Raw genomic sequence first — 16,163 nt, 5'->3', positions numbered from 1 at the left:
AGCATTGCATCTGCGCGACAACGGCGCACGATCGACAGGTTTTGTTACATCGTGTGCCATTCGCCTTACAAAACACCGAGCATTGAAACAGGCCGAGCGGATATTGTGAACTCAGCGGCACGAATCGACGCGCCGCGATAATGACGAAGACGCTCACCATGGCCACCCTGTTCACGCTCAAGCGAACCGCCCGCTGCACGCTGCTCGCGTTCATCGCGCTTGCGGCACTGCCCCCCGCATTCGCGCAATCGGCCGGCGCCCCGCCCTATGCGGCAGCAGCACGGCAACCGGGCGGCGATCCGCCCAGCCGTGTCGCGCGACTCAATTACCTGTCGGGCGCCGTGACGACCGAGCCGGCCGGCACCGATACGTGGTCGTATGCCGCCGTAAACCGGCCGCTGACGACCGGCGACCAGCTCTGGAACGATGCCGGAGCGCGTTCGGAACTGCACATCGGCTCGACCGCGGTACGGCTCGGCGAGTCGACGAGTTTGTCCGTGCTGAACCTCGACGACACGACGACCCAGCTGAAAGTGGGGCTCGGCACCGTGTCGACGCACGTGCGCGATCTGCCTGCCGGCGGATCGTACGAAATCGACACGCCCAATCTCGCGCTCGGCATCACGGGCCCCGGCGACTATCGCGTCGACGTCGCGCCGAACGGCGCGAGCACGACGGTCACGGTGCGCAGCGGCAGTGCAACCGTCTACGGCAGCAATGGCCAGTACCCGCTGTCGCCCCGGCAGCAGGTCACGTTCACGGGCACCGACCTGCAGGTCGCGCAGCAATCCGCCGCCCCGGGCCCCGATCCGCTCGACCAGTGGGCCGCCAGCCGCGACGCAGCCGAAGAGCGTTCGGTGTCGGCCCGCTATGTGTCCCGCGACATTCCCGGCTACCAGGATCTCGACGCGAACGGCACGTGGCGCGAAACCCCGAATTACGGCCAGGTATGGGTGCCGAACGACACGCCGGCAGACTGGGCGCCGTACCACGACGGCCACTGGATCTGGCAGGCGCCGTGGGGCTGGACGTGGGTCGACGACGCGCCGTGGGGTTTCGCGCCGTATCACTACGGCCGCTGGGCATACGTGGACGATCGCTGGGCGTGGGTACCGGGCCCGCTGGTCGTCAGCCAGCCGCCAGTCTATGCGCCGGCGCTCGTCGCGTTCGTGGGCGGTGGCGGCGGCCCCGACTGGAGCGTCGCGCTCACAGTGGGCGGCGTCGCCGCGGCCGGCTGCGCGTGGTTCGCGCTCGGCCCGGGCGAACCGTGGCATCCCGGCTGGGGCGGCTGGAGCCCGCACTACTACGACCGCGTGAACCGCAACATCGTGGTGAACAACGTCAACGTGAACAAGACCGTGAACGTGACGAACATCACCAACATCACCAACATCAACAAGACATACGTGAACTTCCGCGCGCCGCACGCGATCACGGCCGTACCGGCCTCCGCGTTCGTGCACGGCCAGCCGGTCGCGCACTTCTCGCAGCACGTCGATCCGCAGCAATGGCGCAACGCGCACGTCACGCCGGGGACACCGGGCATTGCGCCGGTGCGCCAGAGCTTTACTGGCGGGCTGCGCAACGCGAGCTACCGTCCGCCTGCGGCGATTGCTCAGCACCCGTACATCGCGACGCGCAATCCCGCCGTGCCGGCCGCGTATCGCGACCAGGCCGCAGCCCACCTCGCGCAGCAAGGCGGGCGCGTACCGGGCGCCGGCGCCCCCGTCGTGAAAACGAATGTGCCGGCCGACTATACGGCTCGCCCGATCCGCATTCCGGGCAAGCCGGGCGGCGGCGCATGGGCGATGCACAACGTGCAGCTCGTGAATCCGCACGGCCCCGTCGTGCAACCGGCTCGAGCGCCTCGCGATGGCCAGCCGGCCGCCGTGCAGGCCGGGCGGCCGGGAGCGCCGATACCGGGCATGCCGAATGTCGCGCGGCCGGCGAACGGCGAAAACCCCAACGCACCGCGTTTCGCCACCGGCGGCATGCCGCAGGCCCCCGGCAACCCGATGCCGCATCAGGCAGTCGGGCCCGGCAACGGCGTCCCGCATCCGCCGGTAGCGAACAACGGTCCGGCGGGCATCGGCAACGCACACGCAACCGAGGCACCGTCGCCCGCGTGGATGCAGCCGCACACGCCGATGGAACGTCAGCGCCCTGCTCCGCCGACCGCGCTCCACGCGGCGGGACAGAATGCGCTACCGCCCGTGCGCAGCGCAGCGGTGCCGCATCCGGAAGGCATGCCGACTCCGCTGGGCACGCAGCCCGGCGACCGGAACGAAGCGCCGCGCGCGCTGCCGCAACCGCGGCTGGACAACACCGCGCAGATTCCGCAGCCGCGTCCGCGCCCCGATTTCCCGACGCCGGCCCAGCATGGGCAACCGCAACCGGAACGGGCGGCACCTGCGCCGCAACCTCGCCCCGAATTCGCGCAACCGGCGCCGCATCGCGAAGTCGCGCCGCCACGTGTGAACGAGTACCGTCCGCCGGCGCTCGCCGTGCATGACATGCCGCGCATGGAGCCGCGGCCACAACCCGCGCCGCGTATGGAGCCGCGACCGCAACCGGCACCACGCATGGAACCGCGCCCGTCGACGCCCGCACCGCACGTGGAACCGCGGCCGCAACCGGCGCCGCACGTCGAGGCGCCACACCCGAGCAGCCCGCCGCAAGGCGGTCACGAAGAGCGGCATCGCCAGTAAGTGCCGCAAACGTGAAACAAAAAGGCCCGACCGGCTGATGCCGGTCGGGCCTTTTTCCGGTGGGGCGCGGATCGATGCATCCGCGCGGCCCGGGTCGCGATCAAACCGCCATCGGCGCGGTCAGCGGCTCGTGGTGGCGGTAGCCGACGAGCGAGAAATCGGACGGCTCGATCTGCTCCAGCCACTCGGGCGCGTAGACGCCCGTCTTCGCGTATTCCGGTACCCGCTCCGCAATCTCGAGCCGCGGGCTGTCATACGGCTCGCGCGTGAGCTGGCGCTGCAGCATGTCGAGCTGGTTCTCGTAGATGTGCGCGTCGCCGATGAAGTACGTGAACCAGCGCGGCGTGTAGCCCGTCAGCCGGCCGACGAGCGACAGCAGTGCGGCCCCTTCCGTCAGGTTGAACGGCGTGCCGAGGCCGACGTCGTTGCTGCGGATGTACAGGCACAGCGAGATTTCGCGCTTCGTCGCATTCGGCAGGAACTGGTACAGCAGATGGCACGCGGGCAGCGCGATCTGGTCGAGCACGGCCGGATTCCACGCGTGAAACAGGATGCGGCGGTCGGCCGGGTTCTCCATGATCGTGTCCAGGCACTGGCGCAACTGGTCGATCGCCTTGTACAGCAGCACCTTCGGTGCGCCGTCCTCGTCGAAACGCGTAACGATCCGGAAGCCGCGGCGCGTCGCATCGGCGATCTGCGCGTCGGCACCCGCGTCGAGCACCTTGTAGCCCGGCCACTGGCGCCATTGCACGCCGTACACGTCACCCAGATCGTCGACGCCCTGGCGATACGGGTTTGCGAGCCATTGCGCGTTCTCGTTCGCGTTCGCGTCCCACACCTTGCAGCCGAGCGCGCGGAAATCGGCCGCGCTGCGTGACGCGCGCAGGAAGCCGACCAGCTCGCCGATCGCGGACTTGAACGCGAGCTTCTTGGTCGTCACGGCCGGGAAGCCTTGCTGCAGGTCGAAGCGCAGCATCGCGCCCGGCATGCTGATGGTGCGGATCCCCGTGCGGTTCTCCTGCCAGGTGCCGGTATCGAGAATGGTACGAACGAGATCGAGATACTGTTTCATGCGGGTTCCTTCGGCCGCGAGGGCGGCCGTACCCGCCAATTTTAGCAAGCGTGATGCGGAAGCTCCGGCAACGGCGCCGAAAACCCTGCCAGCGTGTCGCCGCGATCGCGCATGCCGTGTGCGCACATCAGCCGGTAGAGCGTGACGCGCGACACGCCGAGTTCGCGCGCGGCATCCGCGAATCGGCCACGATGGCGCAACAGCGCCTGCTCGATCGCCTGCCGTTCGGCCGCCTCGCGCGCCTCCAGCAGCGACACGGGTGCGAGCGTCGCGAAGTCGTTCAGCTCGAGATCGGCCGCGGTGATCATCCGGCCCTCCGACATGACGATCGCGCGGCGCACGCGATTGATCAGCTCGCGCACGTTGCCCGGCCACGAATAGCCGTACAGCGACGCGACCGCATCGGGGGAAAAGCCGCGCAGGCGACGATGCGCATCGCCCTTGAAACGCTCGAGCATGTGGCGCGCGAGCACCTCGATGTCCTTGCCGCGCGCGCGCAGCGGCGGCTCCTCGATCTTCAGCACGCACAGGCGATGGAACAGGTCCTCGCGGAACCGTCCTTCGCGCAGCGCAGCTTCCATGTCCACGTGGGTCGCGCAGATCACGCGCACGTCGACCGGCACCGACACGTGGGCACCCAGCCGCTCGATCTTGCCTTCCTGCAGGAAGCGCAGCAGGCTTGCCTGGCTTTCGAGCGGCAAGTCGCCGATCTCGTCGAGAAACAGCGTGCCGCCGTTGGCGGCCTCGACGCGGCCGATCTTGCGCTGGTTCGCGCCGGTGAACGCGCCGCGCTCATAGCCGAACAGTTCGGCCTGCAGCAATGTCGACGGGATCGCGCCGCAATTGATCGCGATGAACGGCGCCTGCGCGCGCGACGAACGTTCGTGAATCGCGACCGCCGTCAGTTCCTTGCCCGTACCCGATTCGCCGGAGATGAACACCGGCGCGTCGGTCGCCGCGACGCGGCGTATCGTCCTGAACAGCCCCAGCATCGCATCGCAGGTCCCGACCATTTCGCCTTCGCTGCGTCCGGCGCCGACGGGCGGCGCAACGGGTTCGGTCAGCGCGACCATCCCGTGCGCATGACCGACGGTCTCGACGATCCGCGACGTCTCGTACGGCATCGTCACGTAATCGAAACAGTAGTCGCGAATGAGATGGCGCAGCGTGGCGTCCTGCAACTGGCCGCGGCGCGTCGCCGCGATCCAGCCGATGTGCTGAATGCTCAGACAGGATTCGAGTTCGCGCAGGTCGGAGGGCTTGAAGCCCGGCGAAAAATCGAGCAGCCCGGCCGTTGCGACGCCATGCTGCACGACACGTCGTACGTCGCGCACGGTCTCCGCGAGATCGACACGCCAACCGCATTCGTCGAAATGGCCACGCAACGCGTCGTTCGGTTCGCGCGAATAGTAGATCACGTGCCGCTGATCGGCTCCCATATGCTCACCCCGTTCATCAACCGTCTAACGATTGCCGTGCACGTCAGGTTACGTGCGAAAAGGATCGAATCGGGTCAGCCGAAGGCGGCTCGATTCGCCATGCCGATACGAGGCGATCACAACGCCTCGCATGATGGCGCTTATCTCGCGTCCAGTTATTTTGATCAAGACAGCTTAGTTATAGGCACTGAATACGACAATCCGATTTCAGCGCGGCGAGCGACGCGGCCGTATCGCTCAGGAGGTCGATGCATGTCAATCGTCTGCACATAGCACTTGCGCAGCGATACGTTCTGTCATCAACACTTGCGACGATTTTCGTCCTTGCAGCGTATCGATTGAATCCGCAGAATTCCCGAGCCCCCTCGTTTCAGGCCTGAAACATTTTCAGCCGTTTTCCAACACAATTCGCAACGCTCGAGCACGAATCGCAGTCTCGACAACGGTCCCGGCACGATGGCATGCATTTCGCTGAATAGGGAAACCGTCGGAGACAGCGACCATGCGAAAACATCTTTTACTTTCTTTCGTGCCGATGGCCATTGCGGTCGCGGCAGCCGCCCCGCCCACGCTCGTACGCGCAGACGAAAGCGCGAACCCGGATCGCGCCATGCTGCTTGCAGCAAACGCGCCGAGCATGCAGCACGGCAACGGGTTCGGTATCGTGACCGTGTCGTCACCACAACCGCTGCCGGCCGGCAGGACTTCGGTGACGCTGTGGGACGAGATTCCGCCGCCTCAATTGCCGATGCCACTTCCGGTACCGCAGCCGGGCGACGCGCAGCACGCGATGGAAGGCACCGCGCAAGGCAGTACGCATCAGTGATGTGCAAGCCGACCCATTTGTAAGGATCACATATTGATTTGAGCGGCCCGAACAGCATCGACCAGAGGCCGACATCGACGATCTCGCAACACGGAACCGTTTTGTGCTCCGTCCCCCGGCGGGCACGCTTTTTATTCATTCCGTCGCCGCGAAGCATTGCGTCGAGCGGCGCGGCGCGGCGCGCAATGCAGAAAAGTGGATGCGCGCCCCCGGAACCGGCGCGCGTCGCCGTTCCGGTAAAATCGGCGCCATTCCGGTTTTCCTTTCCCCGACCTTCATGACGACGTTGACCCTGATCGTCGCGCGTGCCCGCAATGGCATCATCGGCCGCGACAACCAGTTGCCCTGGAAACTTCCCGAGGATCTCGCCTTCTTCAAGCGCACGACGATGGGCGCACCGATCGTGATGGGCCGCAAGACCCACGAGTCGATCGGCCGGCCGCTGCCGGGCCGCCGCAATATCGTCGTCACGCGCGACGCGACGCGTCGCTTCGACGGCTGCGACACGGTCACGTCGCTCGCCGATGCGCTGGCGCTCGCCGCGCGCGACGGCGTGCCCGAGGCGTTCCTGATTGGCGGCGCGCAGCTCTACACGGAAGGTCTCGCACTCGCCGACAAGCTGGTCGTCACCGAGATCGATGCCGACTTCGACGGTGACGCCTCGTTCCCGGCGCCCGACGCCGCGCAGTGGCAGGAAGTGTCGCGCGATGCGCATCAGGCGGCCGCGCCGAATACGTTCGGCTATGCGTTCGTCGTCTACGAGCGCAAGCGCGGCTGACGCATCACGCACAATGAAAAAAGCCCGACCGGCTCATACCGGTCGGGCTTTTTCGTTTGATGGCGGCCGAAGCCGCGCGCCGCTTACTGCCCGGCGATCGTCATCTGCTCGATCAGCACCGAGCCCGTTTCCTTCGTGCCGCGCACGATCGAATCGGCGCCGATCGCGACGATATGCCGGAACATTTCCTGCAGCGTGCTCGCGACGGTGATTTCCTCGACCGGATACTGGATCACGCCATTCTCGACCCAGAAGCCCGCCGCACCGCGCGAATAGTCACCCGTCACGTAGTTCACGCCCTGCCCCATCAGCTCGGTCAGCAACAGGCCCGTGCCGAGCTTCTTCAGCATCGCGTCGAAATCGTCGCCCGCCTGCGTGTTCGAACTGCGCAGCGCGAGGTTGTGTGAGCCGCCCGCGTTGCCGGTGGTCTGCGTGCCGAGCTTGCGTGCCGAATAGGTCGACAGGAAATAGCCTTCGACCACGCCATCCTTGACGACGCTGCGCGCACGCGTGCGCACGCCTTCCTCGTCGAACGGCGCGCTACCCATCGCACGCGGCACGTGCGGATCCTCGACGACCTGGATGTGCGGTGCGAACACCGGCTTGCCGAGGCTGTCGACGAGGAACGACGTCTTGCGGTACAGTGCGCCGCCGCTTACCGCCTGCACGAATGCGCCGAGCAGGCCGGCCGCGAGCGGCGCCTCGAACAGCACGGGCACCTTGCGGGTGTCGAGGCGGCGCGCGCCCATCCGTGCAAGTGCACGCTCGGCCGCGTAACGGCCCACCGCTTCGGGCGCCGCGAGATCGATCGCGCTGCGCTTCGACGAATACCAGTCGTCGCGCTGCATGTGACGGCCGCTGCCCGCGATCGGCGCGCATGCGATGTAGTGACGCGAGTACGGGTAGCCGGACAGGAAGCCGCGCGACGTGGCCAGCACGAACTGCGAATGCTGGGCCGACACGCTCGCGCCTTCCGAATTGCGGATCTGCGGGCTGACCGCGAATGCGGCGTCTTCCGCGCGGCGGGCGAGCTCGACGGCCTCGTCGGCCGTCAGCGCCCACGGATGGTACAGATCGAGGTCACGCGGGTCGGTTTCGAGCAGTTCGGCCTCGGCCAGGCCGGCCGCCTCGTCCTCGGCCGTGAAGCGCGCGATGTTGTACGCGGCGGCGACGGTATCCTTGATCGCGCCCGGCGAGAAATCCGACGTGCTCGCGTTGCCGCGCTTCTTGCCGATGAACACGGTCACGCCGACCATCTTGTCGCGGTTGTGCTCGATCGTTTCGACTTCGCCGCGGCGCACCGACACCGACAGGCCGTCGCCCTCGGAGATTTCGGTCGCGGCGTCCGTCGCGCCGAGCGCCTTCGCATGGCGAAGGATGTCCGAGGCGATTTCTTTGAGCTGGTCCTGCGTGTGCGGGAAATAGCGCGCTTGTACGTCGAGATTGGCTGCCATCGTCTTGATATCCGGTGGCGGGCGGGCGCCCGCATGTTCAAAATATTGCGTATCCCGCGATCATAGCAAGGTCCGGGGCCGGACACCGACAAGCTTGGGGTGTCCGCGGCGCGATACAATGCCACCCATGACACGCAAAACCCGAATCCAGCCGATCGAGCATGCCGTCGAAGACGACGACAATGGCTACGATCGGCCCAGCAAATCCCAGTTGAAACGCGAGATGCACGAGTTGCAGGTGCTCGGCCAGGCGCTCGTCGATCTGCCGAAAGACGCCCTCAAGCGCATGCCGATGCCCGAAAGTCTCGCGGACGCCGTTCGCGAGGCACGCCGGATCACCGATCACGAAGGCAAGCGCCGCCAGCTCCAGTACGTCGGCCGCGTGATGCGCTCGCTGACCGACGACGAAACGGCCGCGCTGCGTACCGCACTCGACGCGCAGCGCGGCGTGAACAAGGCCGCAACTGCCCGCCTGCACTGGATCGAACGCACGCGCGAACAGTTGCTCGCCAGCGACGACGCGCTGACCGAATTCCTGCGCCAGCACCCGGAAGCCGATATCCAGGAAGGCCGCACGCTGATCCGCAACGCACGCAAGGAAGCGCAGCAAGGCAAGCCGCCGCGCTATTTCCGCGAGCTGTTCCAGTGGATCAAGACTGCTGGCGGCACGTCCAATGCGGACGACGAAGCGGCGGACGACGCCGGAGACGACCATGACGACGAAGCCTAACCATCCGGACGAACTCGTCGTCGGCCTCGTGTCGATCAGCGACCGCGCGAGCACGGGCGTCTACGAAGACAAGGGCATTCCGGCGCTGCAGGAGTGGCTCGCCGGCGTGCTGGTGTCGCCGTGGCGCGCCGAAACGCGCCTGATCCAGGACGATGCACCCACGATCTCCGCCACGCTCACCGAGCTCGTCGACGTCGCGGGGTGCGACCTCGTGCTGACGACGGGTGGAACGGGCCCCGCGCGCCGCGACGTGACGCCCGAGGCCACGCTGGCCGTGGCGACGAAGGAGATGCCGGGATTCGGCGAACAGATGCGGCAGATCAGCCTGAATTTCGTGCCGACCGCGATCCTGTCGCGGCAGGTCGCGGTGATCCGCGAGACGGCCGACCATGCGGCGCTGATCATCAACCTGCCAGGCCAGCCGAAGTCGATACGGGAAACGCTCGAAGGGCTGCGCGATGCCGACGGCAAGTCGACCGTGCCCGGCATCTTCGCCGCGGTACCCTACTGCATCGACCTGATCGGCGGCCCGTACATCGAGACCGACGCCGCGGTGGTCGCGGCGTTCCGGCCGAAAAGCGCTCAGCGCGCCCCGCGCTGAGCGTGTGCCGGCCCGCTCAGGCGGCCGGCGCAGACTCGCCTGCCGAAGCAGACGTGGCCGGAATCAGGAAATGCTCGCGGTAGTACTTCAGCTCGTCGATCGACTCGTGGATGTCCGCGAGCGCCGTATGCATCGCCCGCTTCTGGAAACCCTTGTAGATCGCGGGCTGCCAGCGTCGGCACAGCTCCTTGAGCGTGCTGACATCGAGGTTGCGGTAGTGGAAGAACCGCTCGAATTCGGGCATCCAGCGCGCCATGAAGCGGCGGTCCTGGCAGATCGAGTTGCCGCACATCGGCGACTTGCCGGGCGACACGTACTGCGCGAGGAACGCCTGCAGTTGCTCGGCGGCTTCCGCTTCGGTCACGGTCGACGCGCGCACGCGGTCGATCAGGCCCGAACGGCCGTGTGTCGACTTGTTCCAGTCGTCCATCTTTGCGAGCGTTTCGTCGCTCTGGTGGATCGCGAACACCGGGCCTTCGACGGCGATGTCGAGCGTGGAATTGGTCACGACGACCGCGATCTCGATGATGCGGTCGTTATCCGGGTCGAGGCCCGTCATCTCCATGTCGAGCCAGACGAGGTTCAACTCGTTGCGCACGAGCGCGGGCTGGCTGGTGGAAGCGGCGGTATCGGTCATGAGTCATCCTGGAAAATGGCGGACGGCGCGCGGCGCCGGCCGGGCGGCCGGCATCGCATCAGCGGGGCCGGTCCGCAAGAACATATAATTCTCGCATAGAACCCTTTGGCGCCTTCGATGTCACCCTTTTCGTTCACCCTGCTGTTCGCGCTCGCCGTGCTCGCGATGGTCGTCACCAAGCTGTGGCTCGCGTCGCGGCAGATCCGCTTCGTCGCAGCGCACCGCAACGTCGTCCCCGCGCAATTCAGCGCAACCATCCCGCTGACCGCCCACCAGCGCGCGGCCGACTATACGGTTGAGCGCACCCGGCTGACAATGCTCGAGATCGTCGTCAGCGCGGCCGTGCTGGTCGGCCTCACGCTGCTCGGCGGCGTCGGCGCGCTCGACACGCTGCTCACCGGCTGGCTCGGCCGCGGCTACGGGCAGCAGGTCGCGCTCGTCGCGGCGGTGCTCGTGATCACGAGCGTCATCGACGTCCCGTTCGAGTATTACCGCCAGTTCGGGATCGAACAGCGTTTCGGCTTCAACCGGATGACGAAGCGGCTGTTTTTCACCGACATGCTGAAAAACTCTCTGCTCGGCGCCGCGCTCGGCCTGCCGCTGCTGTTCGTCGTGCTGTGGCTGATGAACCAGGCCGGCAGCCTGTGGTGGCTGTGGACCTGGATCGTCTGGGTAGCATTCCAGTTGCTCGTTCTGCTGATCTACCCGACCTTCATCGCACCGATCTTCAACAAGTTCGAGCCGCTGAAGGACGACGCGCTGCGCGCGCGCATCGAGTCGCTGATGAAGCGCTGCGGCTTTGCGGCGAAGGGGCTGTTCGTGATGGACGGCAGCCGCCGCTCCGCGCACGGCAACGCGTACTTCACGGGCTTCGGCGCGTCGAAGCGGATCGTGTTCTTCGACACGCTGCTCGCGCGCCTGTCCGGCCAGGAAATCGAGGCCGTGCTCGCGCACGAACTCGGCCACTTCAAGCGCCGCCACGTGATGAAGCGGATGCTCGTATCGTTCGTGCTGAGCCTCGTGCTGCTCGCGCTGCTCGGCTGGCTCGCGCAACGCACGTGGTTCTACACGGGGCTCGGCGTCACGCCGTCGCTCGACACGAGCAACGCGGGTGCCGCACTCGTGCTGTTCTTCCTCGCGATTCCCGTGTTCCTGTTCTTCGCGACGCCGTTCGGCAGCCTCACGTCGCGCAAGCACGAATTCGAGGCCGACGCATTCGCGGCCAGCCAGACCGACGCGCAGGATCTCGTCAGCGCACTCGTGAAGCTCTATGAGGACAACGCGTCGACGCTGACGCCCGACCCCGTCTACACGGCCTTCTACTACTCGCATCCGCCCGCGTCGCAGCGGATCGACCGCCTGATGCAGCACGCATGAGCCGGCCGACCTCCCGCAAGCCGGCCCCGCGCGCGTCGGGCGCGCAACGTGCCGAAGGCCGCGTGATCGCGGCGCACGGGCGCCACTACATCGTCGCGCCCGACGATGGCGGCCCGATGCTGCAATGCTTCCCGCGCGGAAAGAAGAGCGATATCGCGGTCGGCGACCGTGTCGCGTACGAACTCGCGTCGGCCGACCAGGGCGTCGTCGTGGAGATCGGCGAGCGGCGCAACCTGCTGTACCGTTCCGACCAGTTCAAGTCGAAGCTGTTCGCCGCCAACCTCGACCAGTTGCTGATCGTGCTCGCGACCGAGCCCTACTTCAGCGAGGACTTGCTCGGCCGCGCGCTGATCGCCGCCGAGGCAAACGAGCTGAAGCCGCTCGTCGTGCTGAACAAGATCGACGTCGAAGCCGCGCTGCCGGTCGCGCGCGAGCGCCTCGCGCCCTACCGCGCCCTTGGCTACGACGTGCTCGAGCTGTCGGTGAAGGGCTCGCCCGACGACGCGCGCGCGCAACTGATGCCGCACCTTGCCGGGCATTCGACGATCCTGCTCGGCCAGTCCGGGATGGGCAAGTCGACGCTCGTGAACCTGCTCGTTCCCGATGCCGAAGCCGCCACGCGCGAGATTTCGGCCGCGCTCAACAGCGGGCGTCACACGACGACGTTCACGCGCCTCTATCCATTGGACGGCGGCGGCGCGCTGATCGATTCACCTGGCTTCCAGGAATTCGGCCTCTACCACCTGACGGAAGGCCGTCTCGAGCGCGCCTTCCCGGAGTTCCGGCCGCTGCTCGCCGACTGCCGTTTCTATAATTGCCATCATCTGCACGAACCCGGCTGCGCGATTCTCGAAGCTGTCGCAGACGGCCGTATCGCGACGTCGCGGCACGCGCTGTACGCGCAGCTCGTGCACGAAGCGAGCCAGATCGTCCGCTGATCGCGCGGCACGCGCGCGGCGGCCAGCCGGTGCCATGCGGGCCGGCTTTCACCGACAGGAGCCGCGATGCGTTTCAAGGCACCCGATCTCGCGACGGCGCAGCATTGGGCCAACGTGCTTCAGGTGGCCGGCATCGGTTGCGAACTGCATAACTGCTACGCGACCGGCGCGCTCGGCGGCCTGCCCGCCGACGCCTGCACGCCCGAACTGTGGCTCGATGACGAACGCGACGACGCGCTCGCGCGCCGGCTCCTCGATGCCGCGTCGCACGGGCCATCGCCCGGTGCCGCGCCGTGGCGCTGCCGGCAGTGCGGCGAGGCGCTCGAAGCGCAGTTCACTGCGTGCTGGCAATGCGGCGCCCTACGCGACCCGCTGGACGACTGACCCACAGCAAAAAGGCCGGTATCCAGCCGGCCTTTTGCCTTTCATCGGGTACCGTACTGCTCCGTCACGACACCCAGACGGCAAGCGTCAGCATCAGCAGCAGAATCATCCACAGGATCACCGCACGCCAGACGAGGCCAACCGCGGATTGCAGCGTCCGCGGCGTGCAATCGTCACCGACCGTCAGCGGGCCGCTGTCGCCGACTGCCAGCGCGTCGAGGCTCGACGGCTCCGCGAGCGGCCCTGCGAGACGTGCGCCAAGGGCCCCGCTGCCGGCTGCCAGCAGCACGCCGTCGTTCGGGTCGGGCCACTGGCGCGTGTGGTTGCGCCACGCGTAGATCGCATCCTCGAAATTGCCGACGATCGCGAAGCCGAGCGCGGTCAGTCGCGCGGGAATCCAGTCGATCACGAAGAACGCGCGTTGCGCGAACGTCGAGAAGGCGGCCGTACGGTCGTCGCCTGGCGTCGACCAGCTACGTGCGAGGTATTCGGAAATCCGGTACAGCACGGCACCGGCCGGGCCGATCGGCAGCACGTACCAGAAGAACACGCCGAACACGTGGCGATGCGATGCGACAACGGCATGAATCAGCGTATGGCGGACGATTTCGCCGACCGGCATGTCGACCGTGTCGATGCCCGTCCACTCGCGCAGGATTTCGCGCGCACGCGGCACGTCGTCGTTATTGAGCGCGAGGTGGATATCGGTGAAGTAATGGCTGAACTGACGGAAGCCGAGCGTGAAATACACGACAACGACGTTCCAGATGAATGCGAGCACGAAGCTCACCTTGTACAGCAGGAAATAGATCAGCGCGACGATCAGCACCCACGGCAGCACGACCGCGAGCCAGGCGAGGATGCCGTGCTTCTGCTTGCCAGCGTCGAGACCATGCGCGACGGTTTCCGCATGAAACTGGAACAGCGCGAACACCGGATTGTTCGGCGACAACGCGCGGACCTGTTCGATGATGAGGGCGAGGAGAACCGAAAAGAAAGTCATGCGTGGCGCCGTCTTCGGAGTTATGTCATTTTTTGCATAACGATAGCACAGCGTAAGCACCGGATGGCTGCCGGTGCGGTCGCACGGCCACCAGCCGCGAGCGCCGGCCGCCGCGTGCGCCTAGCCGGCGACCAAGAAGCGGTACAGATTGCGCAACATGCCGGCAGTTGCGCCCCAGATGAAGTAATGCCCGCCGGGTTCGCCATTTGGATAGGGCATCGCAAAAAAACGACGCTCGCCGCCCTCCCAGCGGAACACACGGACCTGATGGTTCGCGGGATTCATCAGGAACGCGAGCGGCACCTCGAAAATCTCGGCGACTTCGAACGTGTCGGCCTGCACGGTGAACGGCGGATGCACGAGGCCAACCACCGGCGTCACGCAAAAACCCGTGCCGGTCAGGTAGTCAGGCAGCGCGCCGAGGATCTCGACCCGCTCGGCTGCCAGCCCGATCTCTTCCTTCGCCTCGCGCAACGCGGTTGCGGTTGCATCGTGATCGAACGGTTCGCGACGACCGCCGGGGAAGCTGATCTGTCCGGCGTGGTCGTTCAAGTGGTCGGCGCGCTGGGTCAGCAGCATGGTGAGGCCGGACTCGCGGACGACGAGCGGCACGAGGACGGCCGCGCTACGCGGATCGACGCCCTCCTGCAGCCTCGCTTCGCCGGGCTCGACGCTCCATTCGAGCGTGCGCGCGAAACGGTCGCGCAGGCCGGACGGCGTCATCAGGCGGGAATCGATGGCCGGCAGGCCGGCGCCGGTGCCTTCGACCGGCAGGACTTCGGGATCGATGATGGGGCGGCGATTCAATGGGGCTCTCGGGTTCGTGTCGTATCGAGCATATTCTCGCGCCAGAATGAAAAAAGCACCCGGTTGGGTGCTTTTTCCTTACAGCTCTTACTCTTGGGAAGCTGCTGCGGCGCGATCCTTCGACACCAGCTTTTCCTTGATACGAGCCGACTTGCCCGAACGCTCGCGCAGGTAGTACAGCTTCGCACGACGCACATCACCGCGGCGCTTCACGACGATGCTTGCCAGCAGCGGCGAGTACGTCTGGAACGTACGCTCGACGCCTTCGCCCGACGAGATCTTGCGGACGATGAAGTTCGAGTTCAGGCCACGGTTGCGAATCGCGATCACGACGCCTTCGTAAGCCTGAACGCGCTTGCGGTTACCTTCAACCACGTTCACGTTCACGATCACCGTGTCGCCCGGGGCGAATTCGGGGATCGTCTTGCCGGCGAGCGCGCGCTCGATTTCTTCCTGCTCAAGTTTTGCGATCAGATTCATTACTGACTCCTTATGCCATCGTGTCGGCGTTGACACCCGCCTGCTTCCAGGCCTGGCCCCGATAGAGGATGGATTCACATCAGGCACCGCACACGCATGCACGGCACCGCCAATTCCCGCTCGCGCAGCCGCCTCAGGAGGCGTCCTTCGCTTCGCGTGCGAGGTTCGCAAGCCACGCCTCGTCGGCACGGCTCAGCAACTTCTCGCGGCGCGCCCGGACGATGAGGTCCGGCCGCTTCCGCAACGTATTTCTCAATGCTTCCTGGCGCCGCCACCGCTCGATCTCGGCATGATGCCCGCCGAGCAGCACGTCCGGCACGCGCATACCGTCATATTCCTCGGGGCGCGTGTAGTGCGGACAATCGAGCAGGCCGTCAGCGAAACTATCTTGCACGGCCGACAGCGAATCGTTCAGCACACCGGGCAGCAACCGCACGACGGCATCCATCATCGCCATCGCCGGCAATTCCCCGCCGGACAGGACGAAATCGCCGAGGCTGATTTCTTCGTCGACGCAACGATCGAGCAGGCGCTGGTCGATCGCTTCATAGCGGCCGCACAGCACGACGACACCGGGTTCCTGCGCCATCCGCACCGCACGCTCATGCGTGAGCGGCGCGCCCTGCGGCGACATCATCACGACTCGCGTGCTCGCGATACCCTGCTCAGCCTGCGCCGCTTTCGCGGCATCGATCGCGGCTTCGAGCGGCCTGGCCAGCATCACCATGCCCGGACCGCCGCCGTACGGACGATCGTCGACCGTGCGGTAGTTGTCCGTCGTGAAATCACGCGGGTTCCAGGTGCGCAGCCCGAAGCGCCCTTGCTTGACGGCCCGGCTGGTGATCCCCCAGTCGGTCAGTGCACGGAACATCTCGGGAAAGAGCGTGACGACGTCGAACTGCACCGCGCTCTCGGTAACCTGGTTCATT

The 16,163-nt window shown here is 66.4% G+C and carries 16 protein-coding genes; 8 read left to right on the top strand and 8 right to left on the bottom strand.

Going from position 1 to position 16,163, the window contains the following annotated elements; genetic code table 11:
• Positions 1–158: 158 nt before the first annotated feature.
• A complete protein-coding gene (locus HWX39_RS09160) occupies positions 159–2,708 on the top strand; it encodes a DUF6600 domain-containing protein (RefSeq protein ID WP_175967172.1) in 2,550 nt (849 codons plus the stop codon).
• Positions 2,709–2,808: 100 nt separating this feature from the next.
• Here HWX39_RS09160 and HWX39_RS09155 read toward each other — a convergent pair whose 3' ends face one another.
• Complete coding sequence (locus HWX39_RS09155; protein ID WP_175967169.1) at positions 2,809–3,780, bottom strand: thymidylate synthase; 972 nt, start codon at positions 3,778–3,780, stop codon at positions 2,809–2,811.
• A 41-nt stretch (positions 3,781–3,821) separates the two neighbouring features.
• Positions 3,822–5,219, bottom strand: coding sequence for a sigma-54 dependent transcriptional regulator (locus HWX39_RS09150; RefSeq protein ID WP_175035625.1), 1,398 nt, complete (start codon positions 5,217–5,219; stop codon positions 3,822–3,824).
• A 502-nt stretch (positions 5,220–5,721) separates the two neighbouring features.
• Here HWX39_RS09150 and HWX39_RS09145 point away from each other — a divergent pair.
• Together HWX39_RS09145 and HWX39_RS09140 are read left to right on the top strand one after the other, a co-directional pair.
• On the top strand, positions 5,722–6,045 hold the full coding sequence (locus tag HWX39_RS09145) for a hypothetical protein (RefSeq protein ID WP_175967167.1): 324 nt from the start codon (positions 5,722–5,724) through the stop codon (positions 6,043–6,045).
• A 277-nt stretch (positions 6,046–6,322) separates the two neighbouring features.
• Complete coding sequence (locus HWX39_RS09140) at positions 6,323–6,823, top strand: dihydrofolate reductase (RefSeq protein WP_069247452.1); 501 nt, start codon at positions 6,323–6,325, stop codon at positions 6,821–6,823.
• Between the two features lie 83 nt (positions 6,824–6,906).
• On the opposite strand, the gene pmbA is transcribed toward HWX39_RS09140, so the two are convergent.
• Complete coding sequence (gene pmbA, locus HWX39_RS09135) at positions 6,907–8,277, bottom strand: metalloprotease PmbA (RefSeq protein WP_011351368.1); 1,371 nt, start codon at positions 8,275–8,277, stop codon at positions 6,907–6,909.
• Between the two features lie 127 nt (positions 8,278–8,404).
• Here pmbA and yjgA point away from each other — a divergent pair, with 127 nt between their 5' ends.
• Together yjgA and mog are read left to right on the top strand one after the other, a co-directional pair.
• The gene (gene yjgA, locus HWX39_RS09130) at positions 8,405–9,007 is read left to right on the top strand and encodes a ribosome biogenesis factor YjgA (RefSeq protein WP_279613070.1); all 603 of its coding nucleotides are present in this window, start codon (positions 8,405–8,407) and stop codon (positions 9,005–9,007) included.
• Complete coding sequence (mog, locus tag HWX39_RS09125; RefSeq protein ID WP_175967165.1) at positions 8,991–9,608, top strand: molybdopterin adenylyltransferase; 618 nt, start codon at positions 8,991–8,993, stop codon at positions 9,606–9,608. Before yjgA ends, mog begins: the two co-directional genes overlap by 17 nt.
• A 16-nt stretch (positions 9,609–9,624) precedes the next feature.
• On the opposite strand, the gene orn is transcribed toward mog, so the two are convergent.
• Positions 9,625–10,245, bottom strand: a complete 621-nt coding sequence (orn, locus tag HWX39_RS09120; protein WP_175951690.1) for an oligoribonuclease — start codon at positions 10,243–10,245, stop codon at positions 9,625–9,627.
• Positions 10,246–10,362: 117 nt separating this feature from the next.
• On the opposite strand from orn, the gene HWX39_RS09115 reads away from it, so the two are divergent.
• The 3 genes from HWX39_RS09115 (at position 10,363) to HWX39_RS09105 (ending at position 12,944) form a co-directional block, all read left to right on the top strand.
• The gene (locus HWX39_RS09115; RefSeq protein ID WP_175967162.1) at positions 10,363–11,622 is read left to right on the top strand and encodes a M48 family metallopeptidase; all 1,260 of its coding nucleotides are present in this window, start codon (positions 10,363–10,365) and stop codon (positions 11,620–11,622) included.
• A complete protein-coding gene (rsgA, locus tag HWX39_RS09110) occupies positions 11,619–12,560 on the top strand; it encodes a ribosome small subunit-dependent GTPase A (protein ID WP_175967160.1) in 942 nt (313 codons plus the stop codon). Before HWX39_RS09115 ends, rsgA begins: the two co-directional genes overlap by 4 nt.
• Before the next feature lie 66 nt (positions 12,561–12,626).
• On the top strand, positions 12,627–12,944 hold the full coding sequence (locus HWX39_RS09105; RefSeq protein ID WP_175967159.1) for a DUF2007 domain-containing protein: 318 nt from the start codon (positions 12,627–12,629) through the stop codon (positions 12,942–12,944).
• 64 nt (positions 12,945–13,008) lie between these two features.
• Here HWX39_RS09105 and HWX39_RS09100 read toward each other — a convergent pair whose 3' ends face one another.
• The 4 genes from HWX39_RS09100 to trmD all read right to left on the bottom strand — a co-directional run bounded on the left by HWX39_RS09100 (position 13,009) and on the right by trmD (position 16,162).
• Positions 13,009–13,947 carry a CobD/CbiB family protein gene (locus HWX39_RS09100; RefSeq protein WP_175967158.1) on the bottom strand — a complete coding sequence of 313 codons (939 nt, stop codon included), beginning with the start codon at positions 13,945–13,947 and terminating at the stop codon, positions 13,009–13,011.
• A gap of 120 nt (positions 13,948–14,067) precedes the next feature.
• Positions 14,068–14,754 carry a CoA pyrophosphatase gene (locus HWX39_RS09095; protein WP_175967157.1) on the bottom strand — a complete coding sequence of 229 codons (687 nt, stop codon included), beginning with the start codon at positions 14,752–14,754 and terminating at the stop codon, positions 14,068–14,070.
• Between the two features lie 87 nt (positions 14,755–14,841).
• Positions 14,842–15,234 (bottom strand): 50S ribosomal protein L19, encoded by a 393-nt coding sequence (gene rplS, locus HWX39_RS09090; protein ID WP_006753174.1) that lies wholly within the window; start codon positions 15,232–15,234, stop codon positions 14,842–14,844.
• Between the two features lie 133 nt (positions 15,235–15,367).
• Positions 15,368–16,162 (bottom strand): tRNA (guanosine(37)-N1)-methyltransferase TrmD, encoded by a 795-nt coding sequence (trmD, locus tag HWX39_RS09085; RefSeq protein WP_175967156.1) that lies wholly within the window; start codon positions 16,160–16,162, stop codon positions 15,368–15,370.
• Between the last annotated feature and the right edge of the window lies 1 nt (position 16,163).

This window comes from Burkholderia sp. BCC0322 (genome assembly GCF_902833045.1).
Taxonomy (GTDB): domain Bacteria; phylum Pseudomonadota; class Gammaproteobacteria; order Burkholderiales; family Burkholderiaceae; genus Burkholderia.
Note: the sequence above shows the minus strand (reverse complement) of the source record. Positions and strands in the feature narration are given on the sequence as shown.

Excerpts from the sequence above, each read along its gene's own strand:
- HWX39_RS09160 (WP_175967172.1), top strand. The coding sequence starts at position 159 with ATGGCCACCCTGTTCACGCTCAAGCGAACCGCCCGCTGCACGCTGCTC.
- HWX39_RS09155 (WP_175967169.1), bottom strand. The coding sequence starts at position 3,780 with ATGAAACAGTATCTCGATCTCGTTCGTACCATTCTCGATACCGGCACC.
- HWX39_RS09150 (WP_175035625.1), bottom strand. The coding sequence starts at position 5,219 with ATGGGAGCCGATCAGCGGCACGTGATCTACTATTCGCGCGAACCGAAC.
- HWX39_RS09145 (WP_175967167.1), top strand. The coding sequence starts at position 5,722 with ATGCGAAAACATCTTTTACTTTCTTTCGTGCCGATGGCCATTGCGGTC.
- HWX39_RS09140 (WP_069247452.1), top strand. The coding sequence starts at position 6,323 with ATGACGACGTTGACCCTGATCGTCGCGCGTGCCCGCAATGGCATCATC.
- pmbA (WP_011351368.1), bottom strand. The coding sequence starts at position 8,277 with ATGGCAGCCAATCTCGACGTACAAGCGCGCTATTTCCCGCACACGCAG.
- yjgA (WP_279613070.1), top strand. The coding sequence starts at position 8,405 with ATGACACGCAAAACCCGAATCCAGCCGATCGAGCATGCCGTCGAAGAC.
- mog (WP_175967165.1), top strand. The coding sequence starts at position 8,991 with ATGACGACGAAGCCTAACCATCCGGACGAACTCGTCGTCGGCCTCGTG.
- orn (WP_175951690.1), bottom strand. The coding sequence starts at position 10,245 with ATGACCGATACCGCCGCTTCCACCAGCCAGCCCGCGCTCGTGCGCAAC.
- HWX39_RS09115 (WP_175967162.1), top strand. The coding sequence starts at position 10,363 with ATGTCACCCTTTTCGTTCACCCTGCTGTTCGCGCTCGCCGTGCTCGCG.
- rsgA (WP_175967160.1), top strand. The coding sequence starts at position 11,619 with ATGAGCCGGCCGACCTCCCGCAAGCCGGCCCCGCGCGCGTCGGGCGCG.
- HWX39_RS09105 (WP_175967159.1), top strand. The coding sequence starts at position 12,627 with ATGCGTTTCAAGGCACCCGATCTCGCGACGGCGCAGCATTGGGCCAAC.
- HWX39_RS09100 (WP_175967158.1), bottom strand. The coding sequence starts at position 13,947 with ATGACTTTCTTTTCGGTTCTCCTCGCCCTCATCATCGAACAGGTCCGC.
- rplS (WP_006753174.1), bottom strand. The coding sequence starts at position 15,234 with ATGAATCTGATCGCAAAACTTGAGCAGGAAGAAATCGAGCGCGCGCTC.
- trmD (WP_175967156.1), bottom strand. The coding sequence starts at position 16,162 with ATGAACCAGGTTACCGAGAGCGCGGTGCAGTTCGACGTCGTCACGCTC.